This is a genomic window from Desulfovectis peckii (assembly GCF_055391705.1).
In genome coordinates, this window is the sequence record NZ_AP042409.1 from 1,565,531 (window position 1) to 1,585,718 (window position 20,188).

A 20,188-nucleotide genomic window follows, 5' to 3' on the forward strand; every position below is an offset into this window, starting at 1 on the left:
TTCAGGCAAAAAGTCAAGGACAAAACTATTATATTATAACTATATTTTATTGGGAACCGTTTCGCTGTAAGTATACATAATATTTAAAAAATATTTAAAAACTGTTTTTATTTATAATCTGGGAATAATTACTATATTATTTAGCGATATCCCGGTATTGCGGCTAACTATTTCGGCAATTCTGGCTGCCTGCTCGGTAGTTAAGCTCTCCGCCTGAACGACAACAGTCGCTCCCTGCTCTTTGGTTAAAACCACTGCATCACGAAAACCTTTGGCGCGAATCAAATTTTCTATCTCCATTTCTTTGCCAATATTATGGGTTATGGTGTATAAATCTTCCTGGGCTTTTTGGCGTGTTTCCGCATCGGTGTTGGGATCATTGATAATTTCCCGCAGCAACTCTACTTGTTGACCACGTGTCCGTTCCCTTTCCAAACGGTATTCAATAAAGAAATTCTCCTCTTCAGCGCCAGCCTCCTCTTCTTCCGCTTCCTTTTCCGCTATGTTATTTTCTTCATATTCCTCAGTAATGCTGGCCGTGGTGGTTTCGGTAGCAGGATAATCCCCGATTCCCTTATAGCCGATAGCAATTAACGTCACTGCAAAAATCAGCAGCACCAATAAAAACATTCCCCGTTTCGGCATGATTATTTTCACCGGTATTCACTCCCCCCAGCATCGCGGATTTACTTTCTAGGCAAGATCAGGATTTTTTGGGCTTCTACACCCAAGCCTACTTGAACCGCTCTAAAAAGCTTGGCTTTGGTTTCCGGCTTAGCAGCCCCTTCTGCCACCACCAGCACGCCTGACACTTTAGGAGCGGTTTCCTGCTGCAATACCGGTATTTCCGTGCCGTCTTTGCTTTGAATCAGCACTAATTGATCGCTGTCGTTATCCTCGGTCAATACGCGCGTTCCACCGGCCTGATCTTTCTCTTGGGTAGTTTTGGTGTTGGAAGTAGTGTTTATGGCATATTCAGCGCGGGATGAACTTTGCAGACGCACGGTTACTTCCACCTTTCCCGCTCCTTCCACTTGCTCCAGCATTGCTTTCAGTTTCTCGGCTAAATAACGTTCTTCCTCAGCTATACTGGGCTGTGCCGTTTGTATGTCTTTTACTTGCTCGTTGCCATCATGTGGAGTCACCGGCAGCGGGTCAGCCGGCTTTTCCGACGTATCAAAGGGACTGCCGCCAATTAAGAAAAACAAGCCTACCAGCACGGCAAAAGCAGTAGCTAACCACCTTATTTTTTCTTTTTCTCCGCCCTTGAAAAAATCTTTAAACAAAGCACTTACCTCCCCACTTTATTCCCCATTTTGATATATTACCTGCACTTGCTCATGAGACAGGTTGTAAAAATCAGCAACCGTAGCAACCATTTTTTCTACCGCCTCCATGGTTTCTTTTGTCAGCTTTATTTCTTTTTCCGGCTGTTCCTCTTCGCTCACCGCTATTTCTACCGGCGGAATGGTGCTTATTCCCTCCGATGTCGTTTGCTGCGGCTGCACAACTAACTTAATCATCTGCAGCTGACCGAAGCTTTCTCCTTCTTCGGTATTTACTTCCACCTCGGCCGCTGTTACTTTCACCTGTTGATTTAAGTTGGCCAGGGCTAAAACTTGTTTGCTGATTCCCTGACGGTAGTCTTCTAATGATTGGTTTTTATAATGTTCCGAAAGCTGTTCAGCATCGGCCTGAATTTTTTCCCATGTGTCAAGGGAAGTGGCAGATATTTCCGGTACCTGCATGTTGAAATCCGTACCAATAAAGGCAAACACCGTTTCCAGTACGGCAATCAATACCAACAGCCCCATTACCATCTTGACATAACTCTGCATCGTGCTTGAAGGCAGCAGCAGTTCTAAAAACACCGCCAACATAACGATGATTACCAGGCTTTGCACTAATTGGCGCAGTTCCTCCAGCTTGTGTCACCTCCTAGCGCAGCATTACCGTAAGATTGCCCATCCCCACCACTATGGCAATGGCAAAGAAAAATAAAATACCGACCGTTGCCACTGCACCGAACACGCCAATTAAGCTGTTACCCAGTGAGGTCAGGCAGTCGGCAATTTGTCCGTCACCAATGGGCTGCACTAATGCTCCCGCCAAGCGATATATAAAAGCAATGGCTAATATTTTTATTACCGGTAGCAGGGTGATTAATATAATAATCACCACTCCGGCTACACCGACGGCATTTTTCATTAATAAAGCGGTGCCCATAACAACTTCCAACGCATCGGAAAGCATGCCGCCCACTACCGGGATAAAGGCATCGGTTGTAAACTTAGCGGTTCGCAGGGCCACACCGTCAGCAACTGCCCCGACTACACCCTGCACTGCCAATATTCCGAGGAAAATCGTTGAACACAATCCCAACAAGGTAAAACCGATCGTTTTTAATAAATCGGCCATCCGTGAAACATTAAACTTAGCGGAAACTCCGTTTAAAATGCTGAGCACCGCCGCAAAAAAGAGCAACGGCAGCACGATATTTTTGATCACCGTACCGATAACCGCAATACTTCCTAAAATAACGGGATGAAAAATTGTCGCCGAAGTAATCCCCCCCATCGCCGTCAACAAGGTCAATAAAACCGGCAGCAGCGCCTGCATAAAGGAAACCATATCATCAACCGCCTCACGCCCGATATTAATCGCCAAAGTAAATGAACTTACCGCCAAAGTAACTAAAACTAAGTAGCAAACAAAATAAGCCATCTTACCGGTAGTAGCCTTTTCAAAGGCACTCATTAAGTTTTGCAGTACCGCAGTAATGATGGCCAATACGACAAGCTTGGTCAGTAGTGATACATTGGCCACTACTTCATTAAAGATAAGCTGTAGTGCTCTTTTAAAAAATTCACTAATACTCCACTCCAATTCACCTTGAGCAAATTTTGTCACTAAGGTGCGAAAATCCGTACAGGGCAGCGCCTGCTGAATGGCATCATCAAACTGCTGCACGGCTTCCTCCACTGCATTTAAGTCCAACAGCGAGGTATCAACGACCGTTTCCACAGGTTGTCCGCTTTCAGTTTGCGCTGCGGCCAAAGGTATTTGGGGCAGCGCCGCTGTTAAAAGCAAAATCAAAAAAGTGAACAAAATTGCTGACTTTTTCATATCATCACACCTTAAGCCGGTATAATTTTCAATAAAGCCTGCATCACCGCAACTATGATGGGAATGGCCAATACCAACACCAAAATTTTGGCGGCAAATTCCACTTTAGATGCCAGCGCCCCCTCGCCGGCGTCACGGCAAATTTGCGCCCCAAAATCGGCTATATAAGCGATACCGACAATTTTCAAAATGGTACCCAGGTAAGCCATGCTTATATTTGCCTGAGCGGCTAAATCTTTCAGTACTTGGAAAACTGAGCCAATTGGGCCGATGATAAGGAAGAAGATAATTAAACCGGTAGAGAGAGATATAAGTACACCAAAATCTTCACCAAAATCTTGATGACCGAACTTAATCACACCGGCCAAAATCGTAGCCACCAAAGCTAAGCCAACTATTTGAAAAATTTCCATAAGCTCCACCCTTAAGCGGTTAAAATAAATTAAATACCGACTTTACTTCAGTAATAAACTGATCCAAAAACTGCACAATCCAAATTAAAATCAGCACTACACCGCCTACGGTTGCCCAATGGGCATACTCCTCTTTACCCGCATGTTTTAAAACGGTATGCAGTGCCGCTACAATAATGCCCACACCGGCAATTCTAAAAATGATGTCTATCCCGCCCATGTGTGTCCCTCCCAAGTCTATTAGTTAGATAAAAACAATTACAATAGATAGGCCACCTAAAAAACCTAAATAATTATACAGCTTGACATTTTTGGCAGCTTCTTCCTCCGCCTTTGCTATTTCTATTTTTAACTGCTCTTGGGCTAAATGCAGATGTTTAATTTGATCTTCGCGGTCAGAAATACCTAAACTCATCCCTAACGCCCGCAAAATGGCTGCATCCCCCGCATTAATGGCGCTGTGAGTGTAAAATTTCTTTAGCGCCCGTTCCCACGCTTCACCGGCAGTAACCCCCTCACCGCTTAACAGTGCCTCTCTGGTTTGGCTAAAGAGTTCAGCTACTTCTTTGGCACAACGTGCCGCTACCAGTTCCAAAGCATCGGGAAGGGGTGTGGCACCGTATGCTATTTCCGTTTCCAACATTTGCAGAGCAGAGCGTAAATAATGAAGTTCTCTCGGACGGTTGCGATATTTTTTTGCTATGGTAAAACCGGCATAGCCGCAACCGCTGATAATTAATAATGCACCGATAAGTTTTAGCATTTTTACACCTCCAGCGAGCGATAAGTGTGGCCGTCAATTATTTGTTCCACCGTACCTACCCCTCGGCTGCGCCCTAAAATGACAAAGCGCTCAATTACCCGTAATTTCAACAGTTTATGTAATGCCGGGCGACGCTTTAATTCTTCCAATGACGCCCCGTGCACAGTAGTCAGTACCTTAACACCGGCATTAAACACTTCTTCTAATGCCGCCACGTCTTCATTGCGCCCGATTTCATCGGTGACTATCACCTGCGGCGACATTGAGCGCAGCAACATCATCATGCCGGCAGCTTTCGGGCAAGCATCCAACACATCAGTACGCACTCCTATTTCCAATTGAGGTACCCCGCGGTAACAGCCGGCAATTTCCGAGCGCTCGTCCACTACCCCAACGCTCACGCCGGGAAAGCCCAATTTCGGAACACCGTTGGATAATGAACGCACCAAGTCACGCAGCATGGTTGTTTTTCCACAGCGAGGCGGCGAAATGAGCATTGTATGATAGACTTCACCCTTCGGAGACAATAAGTGTTTAAGCAGTTTATCGGCTGCTCCAAAAACCTGCTTAGAAACCCGAAGGTTAAATCCGGAAATATATTTCATCGTTCTCACTGCACCGTTTTCTGAAATAACCTTGCCGGTAATACCAACCCGGTGACCGCCGGGTAAAGTAATATAGCCGTTTTTCAATTCTTCCTCCAGCGCATAAATTGAGGAGTTGCTTACCAGCTGAGTTATACAGCTAATATCGTCGGCATTAACAACGTAAGCCTGCTCCGGGTAACGGGTCAATCCTCCCTCAATATGCATAAAGTGATCACCGGAATCTGTACATATCAACAGCGGCCGGTTCTGGCGAAGGCGTATTTCCTCTATACTTTCCAATACTTCATTGGGCAACTGTTGAAGCATTAAACGCAAGTGGGAAGGTATGACATTCAGTACCCCAAGCACCGGGGCCAGCAAGTTATCGTGTTTAAACTTTTGTTTGACTAACTCATTTACGGCAGCCACAAGTTGTCCCTCCCTCTCAAAATATATCTATGGCTGCCAATGGCAATTTATGCTATATATGCTGCAGAAACACCGGTTAATAGACACAAAAAAAGCGTGTCGCCAAACTACTTTTGGTAGTTAGCGACACGCTTTTTTAATTTATCCTATTAGTGGTTCGACTGACCTACAGGCTTGGTAGGTTTAACTGATTAAATTATTTTCTTTTAATTTCCAGATCATAGGGCCACATGTTCAGGCCGCCTTCCATTAATTTTACATTTTTAAAACCGGCACCTTGCAGAATTCTGGAAGCATCATAAGCACGAATACCCATTGGACACATGGTAATAATTTCCTTATCTTTTGGCAGTTCAGCCAAACGCTCCCGCAAATCGCCCAAGGCAATTTGTTTTACCCGTTCATCTTTAATGTGTTTCGGCGCAAACTGTTTTTCGGTGCGCACGTCTAACACAATTAAGTCATCCCCGCGCTCCAGCTTTTCTTTTAATTCTTCCGCCGAGACAGTGGCAGCCAGCCCTTCTATCTTGTTGCGGGCTACGTTAGCGTTATGCTGAATGACGTCAATCGGTGAAGAAAAGGGAGGTGCATAGCCTAAATCCAGGTTGGATAAATCCTCCAGCTTTGCTCCTAAGCTGATGGCAGTGGCAATCACATCAATGCGCTTTACCACGTCTCCCTTGCCTAAACCTTGAGCACCTAATACGCGCCTACTGTCGGCATCGACAATCAACTTAAAGTGGGTTACCCCGTGGCGCGGGTGGTAGTGAGTGCGATCCAAACCGGAGCTAATGGCTGTAACTACATTGTAGCCTGCCTTTTTCGCTTGGGTTTCACTTAAGCCGGTACGGCCGACATTCATTTCAAAAACTTCCGCCACACCGGTACCTAATACACCCTTAAAGGTACTTTTACCGCCGGTGAGATTATCGCCTACTACCCGGCCCTGTCTGTTGGCGTATGTTGCCATGGGAGTATATACTTTTTCTCCGGTAATTAAATGGGTATTTTCTATGCAGTCGCCGCAGGCATAAATATTAGGATCTGATGTCTGCAGATACTCATTTACTGCAATAGCGCCGGTAGGGCCAATTTCCAAACCTGCGTCTTTAGCCAGTTTGACGTTGGGGCGTACACCCACGGCAACAACTACCATCTGACATTCAATGCGGCCGTGCTTTTCCGTAACTACCCCTTTGACTTTACCTTCTTCGTCCCCTTCTATTTTCAGCACCTTGTCGCCCAAGCACAATTCGACCCCTTGATCATACATATGGCGCTCCAATTTGGCTGCCATGTCAGGATCAAGCAAAGTGGGCAGTACATGCTGCTGCAGTTCTACAATTGTTACATCTACCATTTTGTTAAACAAAGCATCTGCCGCTTCCATGCCTATTAAACCGGCACCGATTACTACCGCCTGTTCTACATCACCGGTATCAACCGCTTTTTTTATTTTTTCGGCATCCTCAGGATGGTTTAAGCGGTAAACACCCTGCAGGTCTACTCCTTCCATCGGCGGAACAAACGGTGAAGAACCGGTGGCCAAAACCAGCTGATCATACGGGAATTCCATTTCCGCACCGCTGTCTAAATTAACTGCCTTAACTATCTTTTTCTCCCGATCAATGGCCGTTGCCTCAGTGCGGGTGTACAGCTTAACGGCTTTTTCCCGGGAAAAATAATCTCTATCACGGGCTACGCCGTAAGAAGTGGTAAAAAGCTCTTCATAACTGTGCACTTGCCCGGAAATGTAAAAGGGCATGCCACAGCCGGCATAAGAAGTCAATGAACCTCGTTCAAGCATAACTATTTCGGCATCAGGATTGCGGCGCCGGGCACGGGCAGCTGCCTTCGGGCCAGCTGCTACCCCACCGATAATTACAATTTTTTGCTTACTCAAACTTCTATCCCTCCCAAGTTTTCATAATGGTATTTGGATATTTTCGCAAATACTAGATGTATCTTTTTACAAGTACTATTTTATTGTAAAAAGATTATATATTCAAGAGCCGTCTACAAAATTTGTCAATGTTATCGTATTACGTCGAAAAAAGGGATACGATTTTTGTCGTATCCCTTGCTGAAAGTTTTTACAAATCTTCTTCCTCATCATCACTATTGTTTGTAATGTCATTAGTATGAGTAGCTTCTAATGGTTGTTCATCGTTTATAAAAACTATTTCATCACAATTGGGGCAAATTACTTCTATTACATCGTCATCTTCCAAAATGTCGGAATTAAACATCACCGTTTCACCGCAGCCCGGGCAGTCTACTTCTACAAAATCATCATCATCATCTAGCATAAGAGCATCATCATCTTCATCACAGTAATGTAATTGATCATCGCAATATACTTCATCTTCCAATTCATAGAGGTCTTCATCCAGTGTCTCTACGTAATCTTCCAGCTGCTCGTGTTGGTCAGCAAGTTCAGATACTTCTTCAGCAAAATCAGTTAACACATCAATAATCCCGTGAAGCAGTCTGCCTTCTTTGCTTTCAGCGGAAAAATCCAAGCCGCTGGCCAAACCCTGCAGGTAAGCTACTTTGGCCCTTAAGTCACTCATTCTTTCATCCCCCTTTGAGAGCTGATACCATTATTGGTCAATGCTAGTATATTGTTTCTCAAAAGGGGCTTTTTTAGTCAAAAACATCTCCCTTGCACAACGGGAAAGGCCGCAGCAGCGAAGGATAGCAATAAGCAATCATAAAATTTACGGGCAATAATTAAAGGGGTATCACCAATGACACCCCCAATTGCAGTTTTATACTCTTTTAATGTATTCGCCGCTGCGGGTATCTATTTGCAGCACATCACCGACTTCAATAAAGAAAGGCACGTTAACTACAGCACCCGTTTCTAAAGTAGCCGGTTTGCTGCCGCCGGACGCGGTATCACCTTTAATTCCCGGTGTGGTATCTACAACTTCCAGCTCAACGATGTTTGGCAGTTCCACACCAATAGATTGGCCTTTAAACATTAAGTTAGTAATAATCATGTTTTCTTTTAAGTATTTCACAGCGTCACCCAACTGTTTAACACTCATACCAAATTGATCGTAAGTTTCCATATCCATGAAGTAGTATTCTTTGCCGTCATTATACAAGTACTGCACTTCGTGGCGTTCAACACGGGCTCTGGGGATTTTTTCCCCGGCGTTAAAGGTTTTATCTATTGTAGCCCCGGTACGCAGATTTTTCAGTTTGGTACGCACAAAAGCAGACCCTTTACCCGGTTTAACATGCTGAAACTCCACAACCTGGTAGACATCATTATCCAATTCGATTGTTAAACCTGTTTTAAAATCATTAGTAGATATCACTGGATTTTCCCCCTTATAACAAATTTGTTTAGGTGCAATTGGTTTGTACTTTATAAAACCGGTAAGCTGTTTTTGGGTGTTTGGGTTAATATTTGATAACCGTTTTCTGTAACCAGCACGGTATCTTCAATGCGCACTCCACCCCATCCGGGCAGATAAATACCCGGTTCTATTGTTATTACCATTCCAGGTTGCAGAATCAGCTGTTGTTCCCGCCAAGATACCGCCGGCCCTTCGTGAACGGCTAAACCTAAACCGTGGCCGGTTGCGTGACCGAAATAATCTCCATAGCCGTACTTTTTAATGACATCCCGGGCAGCTAAATCAACCACTGCAGCCGGAATACCCGGGCCCACCGCTTCTAATCCGGCAAGTTGAGCTTCCAGGACAATTTGATAAATTTCCAATTGCCTTTGATTGGGCGGCCCAAAAATAAAGTTTCTGGTCATATCAGAGTGGTAACCTTGATAAACAGCCCCGCAATCTACCGTAACCAACTCGCCCGGTTTTATTTGCTTGTCGGAAGCTACACCGTGAGGCAAAGCCCCTCTTTCCCCGGAAGCGACAATAAAATCAAAGGCTCTTCCTTCCGCACCCCGGCGGCGCATTAAGAATTCTAATTCCAGTGCCAGTTCCTTTTCAGTAATACCCGGGCTAATTTGCTCGATCAGCTCTGCCCAAGCTTGATCAACAATATCTACAGCCTGCTTGATGGCTTGTATCTCTTGTTGGTCTTTAACCATTCTTAAGTTTTCAACAATGTTTTTCACCGCAGTTAACTGCACACCGGTTAACTTTTCGCAGTGTTGCTGATAGTTTTCATAGGTAACGTAATCTGCCTCAAAACCAAGCTTTGTTATATTATGCCGCGTTAAGCACTGCATTAATTTTTGGTAATAATCATCGCCGATCTGCACAACGGTAAAATCGGGGCACTGTGCTTTAGCCTGCTCCACATAGCGAAAATCTACAAAAATGTAGGCATTGTTGCTGTCAATCATCAGTCTGGCGGCAGTACCGGTAAAACCGCTTAAGTAACGGCAGTTTTCCGGCTTAAAAACCAGCATGGCTTCAATGTTATGCTTGCTAAAAGACTCCCGCAAGCTGCTTACCCGGTTAATCATCAATTTGCCCCCTCTTTTGGGCCATGGCTACTGCCGCCCGCAAGCCCAGTAAATAACTGTGCACTCCTAATCCTGATATTTGGCCGACAGCCACCGGTGCAATCACCGAGTGACTGCGGAACTCTTCTCGGGCGTAAATATTAGATAGATGCACTTCAATCACCGGTATATCAATAGCGGCAATGGCATCACGCAAAGCCAGGCTGTAGTGAGTAAAAGCACCCGGATTAAAAATAACGGCAGCAAAGCTTTGCCCAGCTTGCTGGATTTTGTCTATTAGTATACCCTCATGATTAGATTGAAAGCATTCTATCTCAACATTTAACTCTCCGGCCAACTTATTTAATGCCTCTTCAATATCTTTAAGCGTATTGTTGCCGTAAATATGCGGTTCACGGGCACCTAACATATTGAGGTTAGGCCCGTTTAAAACCAATATTTTCATATTAGTGCACCCACCTATTAAACCGAAAATATTTTACCATAATATGCAAATGCCTTCAATAAAATAATCATTGAAGGCATTTGTTTACCGTATTTAAGATTTACCGCTGATTGTCATTTGGGCAACACGTATTGTCGGTGCGCCTCTGCTGCCGAAAAACTGCAGGTCACTGCCCACCGCATCAATCGACTTTAATAAGTCAATGATGTTACCGGCAATAGCAATGCCGCGCACCGGCTTAGTTAATTTACCGTTTTCAATCCAAATTCCGGCTGCACCCAGAGAAAAATCACCGGATATGGGGTTAGCAGTATGCATGCCCATTACTTCCGTTAAGTAAAAGCCTTTATCAATGTTGAACAATTCATCGGGGCTGCTCTGCCCCGGCTGAATATAAAAATTGGTAGTACCCACTTCCGGTGTTCCCTTAAAAGAACCGCGCACGCCGTTTCCGGTAGACTTAACTCCCGCCTTTGCAGCAGTATAGGTATTATGTAAATATCCCTGCAGTACACCGTCCTGAATGAGCACTGTTTTTGACGTTGCCACGCCTTCACCGTCAAAGGGAGCAGAAGCAATACCACCGGGGCGGGCACCGTCATCAATAATGGTAATATTTGATGCCGCCACTTTCTGACCGATTTTACCGGCAAAAAGTGACTTCCCCTTTTGCACCGCCTCACCGGTTAAAGCCGGTCCAATTACGCCCAAAAAGTTAGTGACTATATAGGGATCAATTACCACCGGCACCCGCTGAGTGGAAATAGGTTTGGCCCCCAGCATTCGCACTGCTTTTTGGGCGGCCAAACGTCCTATTTTTTCGGCGTCAAGTTCTTTGTATTTTAAACTGTAGTCAATGGCAAACCCGGTTTGGCTGTCTTCTTCCTCACCGGCCACCAAGGCCAAGTATAAGCCACAGTAACCGCCTTTATAACTTGTCGATAAGCCGTTAGAGTTAACAATAAATACCTCCGCTTCACCGTCCTGATAGGTGGAGCTTTCAATAATCTTTACTCTTTTGTCGTAGGCCTTAGCTACTTTTTCCATTTCAACGGCCAGCTTTATTTTATCTTCCACCGTAGTGGCTTTGAGCTCCGGATCGTACAAGTCTAGCTGCGGATATGTACCGGACCTTTGTGGTAATTGATTGTATTCATCCGGTTCAGTATTTTGGGCATTGCTCAGTGCTTGCCCAACCAGCTTTTGCACTCCTTCAAGGGTCAGCTCTGTACTATAAGCAAAACCAACCCGGCCATCCTTAAATAAACGCAGCCCTATGCCGCGTTCCTCTGCTAATTTCATTGTTTCTACAGCAGCATCCCGCACTTCAATGGTTAATTCCTTAGAGCTGACTATATAGGCCTCGGCAGCGCCTGCTCCCTGTTTAACAGCATTTGTAATGGCACTTTCAGCTATATTCATTAATTTTTCACCCATTGGCCCTTCACTGCTCCCTTCTGCCGCCATTTAATATCTCTTTTCTTTTATTTCCTTTTTAAACCTAATTTCCCTCTTTATTATAACCAGACAATATAAAAAACCATCCACAACTTAGGATGGTCAATGTACCGTGACATTTGTCGTTAACGCAAATAATTTTTGAGCTGATACCGGTGAAAGTTCTTTAATGGGGGCTTCAACAATTAAGTTTGGATCCAATAAAGCTAAAATTGCTACCCTTTCCCCGGTGTTTTGGTTGGTGTAAAAACCCAATACACAAAATTTCATATCATCTCCATAAACCTTTTTCGTAACAATATCCCCTACTTTCACCTTCACACCCCCAAACTATATATTAAGACACCTTAAGCGTTCAGCAAAACCATTCTGATGTAACATATGTTACGGGGGCATCAAACGTGTATGGAATAGCTTTGTTGTTTCTATGGATAAAACTGGGTGGGGGGATTTTGAGAGTATACCCGCACACAATTACCTTTTGAGCCACGAAATAATATTTTAAAAAAACGTTCAAACTCTTCTTTTTTCATAGAAATTGGCTGACCGGGCGTTGTTAAAACATTATTGACATAAAAATCAAAGTGCACGTAATGCTCACTTTCCAATACTATAGATAGAACATAACTATCCACAGATTCGCACCACCCTACAGCAAAAATATTTGACTTATTGAGGATTTTTAATGATAAACAACCACCATTTATAAAAAGTATGGATAAATTATTTTTAACAAGGGTTTCCCTAATTAATTAATTCTGATACAATTTTACTAAAAAATGTAGGAGGAATAAACCTATGTTGGCATTCCTTATTTTCTTATCTGTTATTGGTGCTGTTGGCTTGCTCAGCTTTTTTGTCGGCTATATTGAAAAAGGTTACAGCCCTGATGGTTATCGGGATGGCCAAACACTGCGCGGCTAACAGGCACACAATACAAAACCCGGGTTTAGCCGGGTTTTTATATTTTGTTGAATAAGCAAAAATCGATAAGGGCATTGTAATAACAATGGCATAATAATATTCTGCCCTTAAAAATCGCCGGACATAAGGTTCGGTATTTTTTTAATTGCTTTTTTCTAGTATAATACAGTGCAGGGTGGTGAGTATTAACAAATGAACACTATGCAAATTTTTTTTATTGTTTTATTAGTAACGGCAGCCATCGTCAGTTTCTGCGCGGGATACTTTTCAATTAAAAAGAGACAAGAAAAAAGAAATTAGTTATAATTACTGTCTTCTAAATATATCTTAATTCTAAGGGGGGATTTTCGATGTTATCTCCCAGCTTAGAAGATTATTTAGAAGAAATTTATCGCATGAGCCAACGGGGTGAAACAGTGCGAGTAACTGATATCGCCGCTTGCTTGAATGTCAGCTTGCCTTCTGTTACTAAAGCACTGCATAAGTTAGATGAAAACAAATACATTAATTACCGCCGTTACAAGGACATCGTGTTAACCGATCGGGGTAAGAAATTGGGCCATTTTTTAGTGGAAAGAAACCGCATCATCAAAGAATTTCTTACCCTGATTGGTTCAAAGTGCAATATAGATGCCGAAGCAGAAGCCATGGAACACTATCTTTCCCTACCCACCTTATCGGCAATTATCAATTTAGTTAAGTTTATCGAGCAGCATCCTGCTTGGTTGGAGGAATTTAGAAAATTCTGTGCCGAACAAGAAAAAAACTCCTAACTTGCTCCGTTGTAGTCCACTAATACTTTACTTCCTTCCGTTCTGCGCAAAGCAATAATTGCCCCACGAATTTTATAGGCCTTCGGATCTCCCGCCGGACTAATCCGTACAGCCGTCACACGTGTACCCGGAACCAGACCTAAATCCATCATCCTGCGGCGCGTAATTCCTTCTGCCAGTAAGCTACTAACCACTGCACTTTTCCCAATCGGCAGTTCACTGAGGCTTATTTGCATGACCACCCCCGCCTTTTTTAAACTTTGTCAGCCAATGTTACTTTGATATCATCATATGGGCGGCATGCAGCAATTGTTACAGACTTCTAATCCTTTCAATTTGCAGTTTTTTTCAATATCGCCCAGTACCACCAACTGCTGTTTCCGGAATACGCATTGTCAGTTGGGCAAATGACACTCCTGTATTGATTACCTTATTAAAAGCAATAAGGGCTGCTGCTCCAGTCCTATACGCATCAGCCCTTATTAGCACTACTTAAACTTATGTTCTAAAAAGGTATGAAAAACGGCAATAAATACACCCAGCCAAAACAATAGATCGGAAAACAAAACGGGTATAGGCAAAAGGTATGCTGATATGATTAATATAAAAGCAAGCTTTGTCAATGTCTTTTTAAATTGAACAATATTAGAATTGACTGTCGACCACTGATTAATTTTTAATTTGATCTCATCTAAATTTAGCAATGGCCGTACTTCCCCTTCCTTATCTCCCAGGTAAAAAAGCCTTGCTGTGAAATAGAAAGAGTCCTTGCTCCAGGTGGAAGTATTTTATAAGCCCGGCAAATATACCGGCTAATGACATTTACCCACCCTATATTTTGTAAATAATAATTGGCTTGGGGTCAAGATATTCTTTCCAAACACTGCCGGTATATGCTCGCAATTCCACTATAACAAGAAACTTTCTTAAAGCAATTAATACGCTCAATTATTAGCAAAATTACTATTTATCACAGAGAGAATATCAAAAGGGTGCCAACGGCACCCTTTTTTATAGTCTCCTAATTTTATTTTTCCTGCTTGGCTTATCTAAAGTGTATCTTTTAATCTCTCCATTTGGTGATGTTGGCTGAGCGGTGCCGCCAACCACTATTTCCGGAATACGCATTGTCGGTTGGGCATCGTTACCAATAGGACAACTACCTATACTTATGATGCCTAATACAAAGTTTTTCTTCTGCTTATCACAGCATCTATGGCGATGCGGTTTTTCTTATCATGGTATACACGCATTATTGTAGAAAGCGTTTACAGGGCTGAATATAATTGCAGAGGAGCTGAGCCAGCTGCACCGCCATCATCTGCAGAGTCTCGAACTTCTGGCCCTGATGCAGGTGTTCGCCCTAACCCAACTGAAAGCCCTCCCGTAAAAACTTTTCAATTTAAAGTAAGAAAACGCGGCAAGGATTTTGAAACCTTAAAGAAGATCTTTGTCCATCCCTGGCGGGTAGTGCGCATACTTGCAAATTTCATATTGTTTACCCGCAGGGATGACAATACCCTGGTCCCTCATCAACAAACTCAGACCGTACAGCAAACACTGAGCCATGCTGCCAACAGCTAAAAGCAGCAGAGGTTCATCTGGTATACCCACAACACTAGGTATAATTATTTTATTCGGGTACATAACAGTAATACCCTTTTTTCAATTATTTTATTTTTCATCTTTTCTTCACTATTATTTTTATACTTTTTAAACATATTAGGATTGTCTATCGCATCATCTAAATATTTTATTAATTTATCCTCATAATATCTGCTGCTTGGTATAATTTCATTTACAACCGCTTTATAATCGGAAACCCTTAATTTATAAACATTTCCACGCTAGCTACTTATCCTTACTCTTTAGGCTCCGCTAATTGAGAATATATTTATAATTTATTATTATTAATCTTCATTGCTTCCAACATTCTTTTTATTTGTTTTATCTTTTCATCATTTGAGCTTTTAGTTTCAATGTAAATTTTCTCATCTATATTAGGAATGAGTCTTGGAGCAACAATAGCTCTTTTCCCAGTTTCCGCATCTTCTATCTTTGCTCCATTAAAAAGTTTATCTAAATTATAATTCGAAGCATCTTCTTTTATCGCTGAAAATTTTTTAGGATCTTTTTTGTATAGCTCAGACATTAAATTGAGCAATAAATTTACCATTTTATCAGAAATTTTGTGTTCTTTATCATTAAATTTATATTTGGTCACTTTGCAGAAAGCAAATGTATTCCCTGATTTTATATCTTTGCTTAAATTAATCCATTTATAATCTTTAATTTTATAATTATGACGATCGCCTAATTCTTTTCTTGTATTACCATGATTTAAAGCTGTTCCAGTCATATAAGCAATTTTATTTAATAAATCTAATTCATTATTGTTTACTTTTTCTTTTCTTTTTAAAACTTTACATAATGTCACCATAAATTTTTTATTTCCTCTCGATTTTCCTCTAATTCAAGTTTATCAATCATTTCATCAAACCCTGTTTCTGTGTTGCCCGAAATAATACCATTAAAAAAATCTACCGTAATATTATGATTTTCATATGTAAAAATATAGTCATATACTTTTTCATAGAAAAATTGTAAACAAAGAACTGCAAATAACAGTTTTTGTTTATAGGCATCCTTAAGATCATTTTTATATATTAAATTTAAAACTAAAAACGCATTTATAATACGTTTAATTGCTCTTGGATTGTAACCTATTGAATTGATAATTAATTAGTGACTTATATTCCTCAGACCCTTCTGTTAGGTTCATATCTTTTAATAAATTGGCAATATAGTCTTCTAATTTGAAATTTGCTACCGGCATTTTGAATGGCACTTGAATAATTAAAAAATTTTGATTCAATAGATAATACTATTAATGCATTAATTGATTCATTAAGAAATAATGTTAAAATTACATGTTTTTCTAAGGAACTTTTTAGTATGCCTATGTGGAGCCATTATGCCAATAATCACAAAGGATTTTGTATAGAATATGATTTTACCCGATTAAGTTAAGATTGTCCTTTAAATCCTACTGCCATTTATCTAGGTGTGAATTTTGATAAAAATGAAGTACATTCTATAAAAGAAAAATTGAAAATACTTGATATACCTATCTATGCACTAAAAATGAGTAACTCTAAGTTTTTTAGAATGGATTTTGTATCAATCAATTAGCTCCTGCTCCTTCCCGGTGTGGGATGGTGGGATGGCTATAACTAGAAAACAGCTTACTTACTGACTAATTTATCGAGGGAAGGGCATACATGTTTAAGGAATATACAAAATGGATCATTTCAACTTTAATACGTTGCTGTAGGATCTTTGAACCTGTAGTTTTATTTTTTTTAAAAAAAAAAAAGAGCTGTTTGCACAAGAACCTATTGGTTCATTGTGCAACAGCCCCCTTGCTTTATTAGCTATATCTCAAGCTTTAAGAGCAAGGACAGAACTGGGTAGCACCATTAACCTTCATTATTGTTTCTTTACTGATAATAACACACGCTTTAATAGTTGCTGTGACTAATACACCAAAGGTTGCTACATCATCAATCACCGGAATTGCTGTAGCGGTTAAACTTTCTAGTTGCAAATCATGCTTTTGTACGTTGATTGTGCCGTCTGGCACAACGCCGGGGCAAACGACTTCCCCTGAGAAGGGTATTGCCGGTATAGCTACTTCAATCGGAATGTCTACACCAAGAAGTGTAATAGTTAATGCTGCTGGGACTGTACCAACGTTAATGACTTTGCCATCCAAAACTTGTATGCTCTCAATTGTAGGTGCTCCGGTGGCTACTACATCAATGCTGGCAATATCCTCTAATGCTGTGATACCAGCAACCGGGATGGTGACTGAACCTGTTTCCTGGACGCATTCTGAGCAAAGAACCTTTAGTACCTTAATTTTTTGGTTAACAAAATTGTCTGATAGAACCTGATTAACAAAAGCCATTTAAATTACCTCCTTTTGTAATTTAATACAATATATTCCATGAATGTTAAAAATGTGATAATTACAAATTATTTTTTTAAATTTACAATAAATCAAGCCCTTTATCTTTCTATGAGAAGCAAGGGCTTGATTGTTAATTGTATTTATTTGGTTTAAGCAACACAAGTTTTAAGGGCAGGGGCAAAACTGGTTGGCAGCCTTAATTTTAAGAATTTCTTCTCGACTAATAATAACACTTACTTTAACAATCGCTTTTATAATAAGATTTAGGTTTAAAGTGCACTCTTCAGCATTAAATAATCTAATTGGTGATATGACAAGACCTTCTACCTGTAAATCGTGATTTTGCACGTTAATACTACCATCTGGTTCGGCACAAGAACAATCTACGATAATTTGGAAGGGTACTTCTAGCAACTGACATGTTACACAGTTATCAACCAGTAGACGAACAGGGACTATACCCATAATTACTACTTTGCCCATTAGTACTTTAATTGTTCGAATTTGAGGCTCCCCAACAAGTTCTAAAGATACCGGAGCGTTAAGCAGGCCGGTTTCTGGATCAAGGGTTAGGTTTGCAGGGGCAGGAATGGTAATATCACCGGCTACCTGCACACATTCTTGGCAGCATACCTTCAGCAGTTTGACCTTTTGTTCGACAAAATTATCTGGGTTAACTTGGTTAATAAAACCCATCTTTAAAATCCTCCTTCTGAAAAAATACACGATAACTAATTAATTATCACATGCTAGGACAATTATATTTTCCTTTCTAGATATAATTAACTTAACTTCAAGAACTACTTTGATGGAAAAATTTATTCTTTGGGCAGCAGATTTGGGCAAATTATTATCAGGAATCCCGATGACGCTGATAGATTTAATATGCACCTTTTCTTCAATATCATCATCGGTGCATATCCCCTCAATTTGATGAACCGTTTGGATGGGTACAGTAGCTTCTTTAGTAATGCATTTTCTTTCATCACAGTATGGTTCAGTATCTGAAATGTAAGCAATTATTTTTACTTTAACGAACCCTTCATTAATAAGTAGGTTATTTACTATTTTGGGGGTTAATATTACTTCACCCACCGGTATAACTTCTACTGGCACCGTTAACTGGCCGCTTTTAGAATCCATTTTTACGCCAATTGGAGCTGGTACAACACATTCAGCGCATTTTAGAATTTTTTCTTTGTGCAGTACAACCAAAGCTTTTATTTCTTTTTTGATTATATTATCACCAGAATGGAAGTGCTGGTGTTCTGGTTTATTTGCAATTGCAGGTTTAGATTTGGCTTCGATATTTGTGTCTTTATTATACATGCGAATTAAATCATCAAAGAATATTGGTGCATTGCTACCCTTGTTATATAGATCATTAATGAATTCAAAAATACTATACAAAAAACCCCCTCCTTTCACTTTATACCTAGACGTTAATTGCTACTTTATATTATTCCATATTATTAAATGTGTTAATGAAACATTTAGGTATCGTTAAAATCGGTAACTCCTCTTGATTACATAAACAAAAACTTTTTCATCAATGCAGCAAATCCGAACTTTTGGATAAATATAATTTACAATTTAATAATTTTTCTGCAATAATAAAGATGCTACAACGAAAAACAATTTCGTTGTAGCATCTTTATTATGAAAGAAGAGCGTGACATATTAAAAAAAGCAGTGGCCATCTTCTCAAAGTTGCTGAAAATAAGCTGGACTGCCGGTTTGTTGCACTGAACCCAACCATATGTAAGTTGCCGATATTACCTATATACCTACCGGTGAAGGTATGGCTGTAACGCAAATCGTACATACCGACAACTGCTGAGTCGGCATGGAATGATCTGTTCTATGAGCAGGAGAGACAGCTACTGGGATAATACCGTAATGGAAAACATTTTCCACTGAACTGATTAACCAGCGGCAATATAAAACACGTGCTCAAACACGTCGGGAAATATTCGAATACATAGAAATATTCTGCAGCCGTATAAGAATTCATTCATCATTGAATTATATAAGCCCGGAAAAATATGAGAAACAGAGAAAAATAGCTTAACTTACTGTCTAATTTGTTGGAGGAAGATCCCATAGTGGAACTAATTAACTTATACTACTCTGAATCAGGCAGTTTATTTAATGCTTCCTGCCATAGTGCTAAAGCTTCCATTAAACAGCCATTTTCCATAACTACAGCAGCAGCTTTTAAGGTGCAAATTAAATTTTTAAGTCTAGACTGGAATAACTTTTTCTCGTAAGATAGTTAACTTAATTTTAAGAACTACTTTGATAATCAAATTTGCTTTTTGACCGGTAGATTTGGGTAAGGAGTTGTCAGGACTGCCCATAACGGTAATAGTTTCTACTTTGATATTTTCTTTTACTTCATCACCTGGACGTAGACAATCGATGGGGTGTACTGATTGAATTGGTACTACAACTTCTTTATTAATGCCTTTTCTTACATCAAGGCATGGCTCTGGATTTGGTTTTTTGAAAAGCATCTTTATTTTAACGAATCCTTCGTTAATTAATAGCCCTCTCTCTACCTTTGGTGTTAAAATCACATTATCGGCAGGTGCAATTTTTATAGGCGTCATTATCATCCCGGTATTTTGGTCAATCTTCACACCGATTGGTGCTGGTATAATTATTTCACCAACTTTCATGATAGTTGTTTTATAAACCACCACTAGGGTTTTTATTTCTTTTGTTTCTTTAGAATCTTTTTTTTTATCACTATCCATAACGACTCTCCTTTTTGCTAATTTCTAACTTTCTACATAATATACTCTTTGTATTATAAATGTTACTAAGTTGCGCAATTAGGCT

25 protein-coding genes and 1 pseudogene are annotated in these 20,188 nt (G+C 40.7%); 4 read left to right on the forward strand and 22 right to left on the reverse strand.

Features of this window, described 5'->3' with window-relative positions; translation table 11 throughout:
• Window positions 1-111: 111 nt before the first annotated feature.
• From ACZ5NG_RS07720 to ACZ5NG_RS07795, 16 genes are all read right to left on the reverse strand, one after another.
• On the reverse strand, window positions 112-657 hold the full coding sequence (locus ACZ5NG_RS07720) for a SpoIIIAH-like family protein (RefSeq protein ID WP_464251240.1): 546 nt from the start codon (window positions 655-657) through the stop codon (window positions 112-114).
• 29 nt (window positions 658-686) lie between these two features.
• On the reverse strand, window positions 687-1,286 hold the full coding sequence (locus ACZ5NG_RS07725) for a hypothetical protein (RefSeq protein WP_464251241.1): 600 nt from the start codon (window positions 1,284-1,286) through the stop codon (window positions 687-689).
• A gap of 18 nt (window positions 1,287-1,304) precedes the next feature.
• The gene (gene spoIIIAF, locus ACZ5NG_RS07730; RefSeq protein ID WP_464251242.1) at window positions 1,305-1,904 is read right to left on the reverse strand and encodes a stage III sporulation protein AF; all 600 of its coding nucleotides are present in this window, start codon (window positions 1,902-1,904) and stop codon (window positions 1,305-1,307) included.
• A gap of 34 nt (window positions 1,905-1,938) precedes the next feature.
• Complete coding sequence (gene spoIIIAE, locus ACZ5NG_RS07735) at window positions 1,939-3,126, reverse strand: stage III sporulation protein AE (protein WP_464251243.1); 1,188 nt, start codon at window positions 3,124-3,126, stop codon at window positions 1,939-1,941.
• A gap of 11 nt (window positions 3,127-3,137) precedes the next feature.
• A complete protein-coding gene (gene spoIIIAD, locus ACZ5NG_RS07740; protein WP_464251244.1) occupies window positions 3,138-3,539 on the reverse strand; it encodes a stage III sporulation protein AD in 402 nt (133 codons plus the stop codon).
• A 19-nt stretch (window positions 3,540-3,558) separates the two neighbouring features.
• A complete protein-coding gene (gene spoIIIAC, locus ACZ5NG_RS07745) occupies window positions 3,559-3,759 on the reverse strand; it encodes a stage III sporulation protein AC (RefSeq protein ID WP_464251245.1) in 201 nt (66 codons plus the stop codon).
• A 24-nt stretch (window positions 3,760-3,783) separates the two neighbouring features.
• Complete coding sequence (gene spoIIIAB, locus ACZ5NG_RS07750) at window positions 3,784-4,302, reverse strand: stage III sporulation protein SpoIIIAB (protein WP_464251246.1); 519 nt, start codon at window positions 4,300-4,302, stop codon at window positions 3,784-3,786.
• Window positions 4,303-4,304: 2 nt separating this feature from the next.
• Window positions 4,305-5,216: a stage III sporulation protein AA gene (gene spoIIIAA, locus ACZ5NG_RS07755; protein ID WP_464253133.1), complete on the reverse strand. Its 912-nt coding sequence runs from the start codon at window positions 5,214-5,216 to the stop codon at window positions 4,305-4,307.
• Between the two features lie 298 nt (window positions 5,217-5,514).
• Complete coding sequence (locus ACZ5NG_RS07760; RefSeq protein ID WP_464251247.1) at window positions 5,515-7,221, reverse strand: FAD-dependent oxidoreductase; 1,707 nt, start codon at window positions 7,219-7,221, stop codon at window positions 5,515-5,517.
• A 190-nt stretch (window positions 7,222-7,411) separates the two neighbouring features.
• Entirely contained in the window at window positions 7,412-7,891 is a 480-nt protein-coding gene (locus tag ACZ5NG_RS07765; RefSeq protein ID WP_464251248.1) for a CD1247 N-terminal domain-containing protein, read from the reverse strand.
• Between the two features lie 198 nt (window positions 7,892-8,089).
• Window positions 8,090-8,647 carry an elongation factor P gene (gene efp, locus ACZ5NG_RS07770; RefSeq protein ID WP_464251249.1) on the reverse strand — a complete coding sequence of 186 codons (558 nt, stop codon included), beginning with the start codon at window positions 8,645-8,647 and terminating at the stop codon, window positions 8,090-8,092.
• Between the two features lie 50 nt (window positions 8,648-8,697).
• The gene (locus ACZ5NG_RS07775) at window positions 8,698-9,771 is read right to left on the reverse strand and encodes a M24 family metallopeptidase (RefSeq protein ID WP_464251250.1); all 1,074 of its coding nucleotides are present in this window, start codon (window positions 9,769-9,771) and stop codon (window positions 8,698-8,700) included.
• Entirely contained in the window at window positions 9,764-10,216 is a 453-nt protein-coding gene (aroQ, locus tag ACZ5NG_RS07780; RefSeq protein WP_464251251.1) for a type II 3-dehydroquinate dehydratase, read from the reverse strand. Before aroQ ends, ACZ5NG_RS07775 begins: the two co-directional genes overlap by 8 nt.
• Window positions 10,217-10,309: 93 nt before the next feature.
• Entirely contained in the window at window positions 10,310-11,683 is a 1,374-nt protein-coding gene (locus tag ACZ5NG_RS07785; protein ID WP_464251252.1) for a TldD/PmbA family protein, read from the reverse strand.
• A 93-nt stretch (window positions 11,684-11,776) separates the two neighbouring features.
• Complete coding sequence (locus ACZ5NG_RS07790) at window positions 11,777-11,989, reverse strand: hypothetical protein (RefSeq protein ID WP_464251253.1); 213 nt, start codon at window positions 11,987-11,989, stop codon at window positions 11,777-11,779.
• Between the two features lie 110 nt (window positions 11,990-12,099).
• On the reverse strand, window positions 12,100-12,309 hold the full coding sequence (locus tag ACZ5NG_RS07795; protein ID WP_464251254.1) for a hypothetical protein: 210 nt from the start codon (window positions 12,307-12,309) through the stop codon (window positions 12,100-12,102).
• 163 nt (window positions 12,310-12,472) lie between these two features.
• Here ACZ5NG_RS07795 and ACZ5NG_RS07800 point away from each other — a divergent pair, with 163 nt between their 5' ends.
• Complete coding sequence (locus ACZ5NG_RS07800; RefSeq protein WP_464251255.1) at window positions 12,473-12,598, forward strand: hypothetical protein; 126 nt, start codon at window positions 12,473-12,475, stop codon at window positions 12,596-12,598.
• A 350-nt stretch (window positions 12,599-12,948) separates the two neighbouring features.
• A complete protein-coding gene (locus ACZ5NG_RS07805) occupies window positions 12,949-13,371 on the forward strand; it encodes a metal-dependent transcriptional regulator (RefSeq protein WP_464251256.1) in 423 nt (140 codons plus the stop codon).
• Here ACZ5NG_RS07805 and ACZ5NG_RS07810 read toward each other — a convergent pair.
• Both ACZ5NG_RS07810 and ACZ5NG_RS07815 read right to left on the reverse strand, forming a co-directional pair.
• Entirely contained in the window at window positions 13,368-13,607 is a 240-nt protein-coding gene (locus ACZ5NG_RS07810; protein WP_464251257.1) for a FeoA family protein, read from the reverse strand. The two genes, ACZ5NG_RS07805 and ACZ5NG_RS07810, sit on opposite strands and share 4 nt — an antisense overlap.
• Window positions 13,608-15,265: 1,658 nt before the next feature.
• Window positions 15,266-15,811 (reverse strand): hypothetical protein, encoded by a 546-nt coding sequence (locus tag ACZ5NG_RS07815; protein ID WP_464251258.1) that lies wholly within the window; start codon window positions 15,809-15,811, stop codon window positions 15,266-15,268.
• A gap of 521 nt (window positions 15,812-16,332) precedes the next feature.
• Between ACZ5NG_RS07815 and ACZ5NG_RS07820 the strand changes: the two genes are divergently transcribed.
• The gene (locus ACZ5NG_RS07820; RefSeq protein WP_464253134.1) at window positions 16,333-16,401 is read left to right on the forward strand and encodes a DUF2971 domain-containing protein; all 69 of its coding nucleotides are present in this window, start codon (window positions 16,333-16,335) and stop codon (window positions 16,399-16,401) included.
• A gap of 418 nt (window positions 16,402-16,819) precedes the next feature.
• Here the strand turns inward: ACZ5NG_RS07820 and ACZ5NG_RS07825 are convergent, their stop codons facing one another.
• From ACZ5NG_RS07825 to ACZ5NG_RS07835, 3 genes are all read right to left on the reverse strand, one after another.
• Window positions 16,820-17,341: a hypothetical protein gene (locus ACZ5NG_RS07825; protein ID WP_464251259.1), complete on the reverse strand. Its 522-nt coding sequence runs from the start codon at window positions 17,339-17,341 to the stop codon at window positions 16,820-16,822.
• Window positions 17,342-17,509: 168 nt separating this feature from the next.
• A complete protein-coding gene (locus ACZ5NG_RS07830; RefSeq protein WP_464251260.1) occupies window positions 17,510-18,040 on the reverse strand; it encodes a hypothetical protein in 531 nt (176 codons plus the stop codon).
• Between the two features lie 39 nt (window positions 18,041-18,079).
• Window positions 18,080-18,754, reverse strand: a complete 675-nt coding sequence (locus ACZ5NG_RS07835; protein ID WP_464251261.1) for a hypothetical protein — start codon at window positions 18,752-18,754, stop codon at window positions 18,080-18,082.
• 505 nt (window positions 18,755-19,259) lie between these two features.
• Here ACZ5NG_RS07835 and ACZ5NG_RS07840 point away from each other — a divergent pair.
• Window positions 19,260-19,415, forward strand: a pseudogene (locus ACZ5NG_RS07840) (IS3 family transposase); the annotation flags it as partial.
• Between the two features lie 172 nt (window positions 19,416-19,587).
• Here the strand turns inward: ACZ5NG_RS07840 and ACZ5NG_RS07845 are convergent.
• Complete coding sequence (locus ACZ5NG_RS07845; RefSeq protein ID WP_464251262.1) at window positions 19,588-20,103, reverse strand: hypothetical protein; 516 nt, start codon at window positions 20,101-20,103, stop codon at window positions 19,588-19,590.
• Window positions 20,104-20,188: the final 85 nt, after the last annotated feature.

Coding starts and splice junctions, on each gene's coding strand:
- spoIIIAA (WP_464253133.1), bottom strand. CDS start 5,216: ATGCTTCAACAGTTGCCCAATGAAGTATTGGAAAGTATAGAGGAAATA.
- ACZ5NG_RS07825 (WP_464251259.1), bottom strand. CDS start 17,341: ATGGCTTTTGTTAATCAGGTTCTATCAGACAATTTTGTTAACCAAAAA.
- ACZ5NG_RS07775 (WP_464251250.1), bottom strand. CDS start 9,771: ATGATTAACCGGGTAAGCAGCTTGCGGGAGTCTTTTAGCAAGCATAAC.
- spoIIIAE (WP_464251243.1), bottom strand. CDS start 3,126: ATGAAAAAGTCAGCAATTTTGTTCACTTTTTTGATTTTGCTTTTAACA.
- ACZ5NG_RS07845 (WP_464251262.1), bottom strand. CDS start 20,103: ATGGATAGTGATAAAAAAAAAGATTCTAAAGAAACAAAAGAAATAAAA.
- ACZ5NG_RS07815 (WP_464251258.1), bottom strand. CDS start 15,811: ATGGTGACATTATGTAAAGTTTTAAAAAGAAAAGAAAAAGTAAACAAT.
- ACZ5NG_RS07805 (WP_464251256.1), top strand. CDS start 12,949: ATGTTATCTCCCAGCTTAGAAGATTATTTAGAAGAAATTTATCGCATG.
- ACZ5NG_RS07810 (WP_464251257.1), bottom strand. CDS start 13,607: ATGCAAATAAGCCTCAGTGAACTGCCGATTGGGAAAAGTGCAGTGGTT.
- ACZ5NG_RS07765 (WP_464251248.1), bottom strand. CDS start 7,891: ATGAGTGACTTAAGGGCCAAAGTAGCTTACCTGCAGGGTTTGGCCAGC.
- spoIIIAB (WP_464251246.1), bottom strand. CDS start 4,302: ATGCTAAAACTTATCGGTGCATTATTAATTATCAGCGGTTGCGGCTAT.
- spoIIIAC (WP_464251245.1), bottom strand. CDS start 3,759: ATGGGCGGGATAGACATCATTTTTAGAATTGCCGGTGTGGGCATTATT.
- spoIIIAD (WP_464251244.1), bottom strand. CDS start 3,539: ATGGAAATTTTTCAAATAGTTGGCTTAGCTTTGGTGGCTACGATTTTG.
- ACZ5NG_RS07830 (WP_464251260.1), bottom strand. CDS start 18,040: ATGGGTTTTATTAACCAAGTTAACCCAGATAATTTTGTCGAACAAAAG.
- aroQ (WP_464251251.1), bottom strand. CDS start 10,216: ATGAAAATATTGGTTTTAAACGGGCCTAACCTCAATATGTTAGGTGCC.
- ACZ5NG_RS07800 (WP_464251255.1), top strand. CDS start 12,473: ATGTTGGCATTCCTTATTTTCTTATCTGTTATTGGTGCTGTTGGCTTG.
- ACZ5NG_RS07785 (WP_464251252.1), bottom strand. CDS start 11,683: ATGGCGGCAGAAGGGAGCAGTGAAGGGCCAATGGGTGAAAAATTAATG.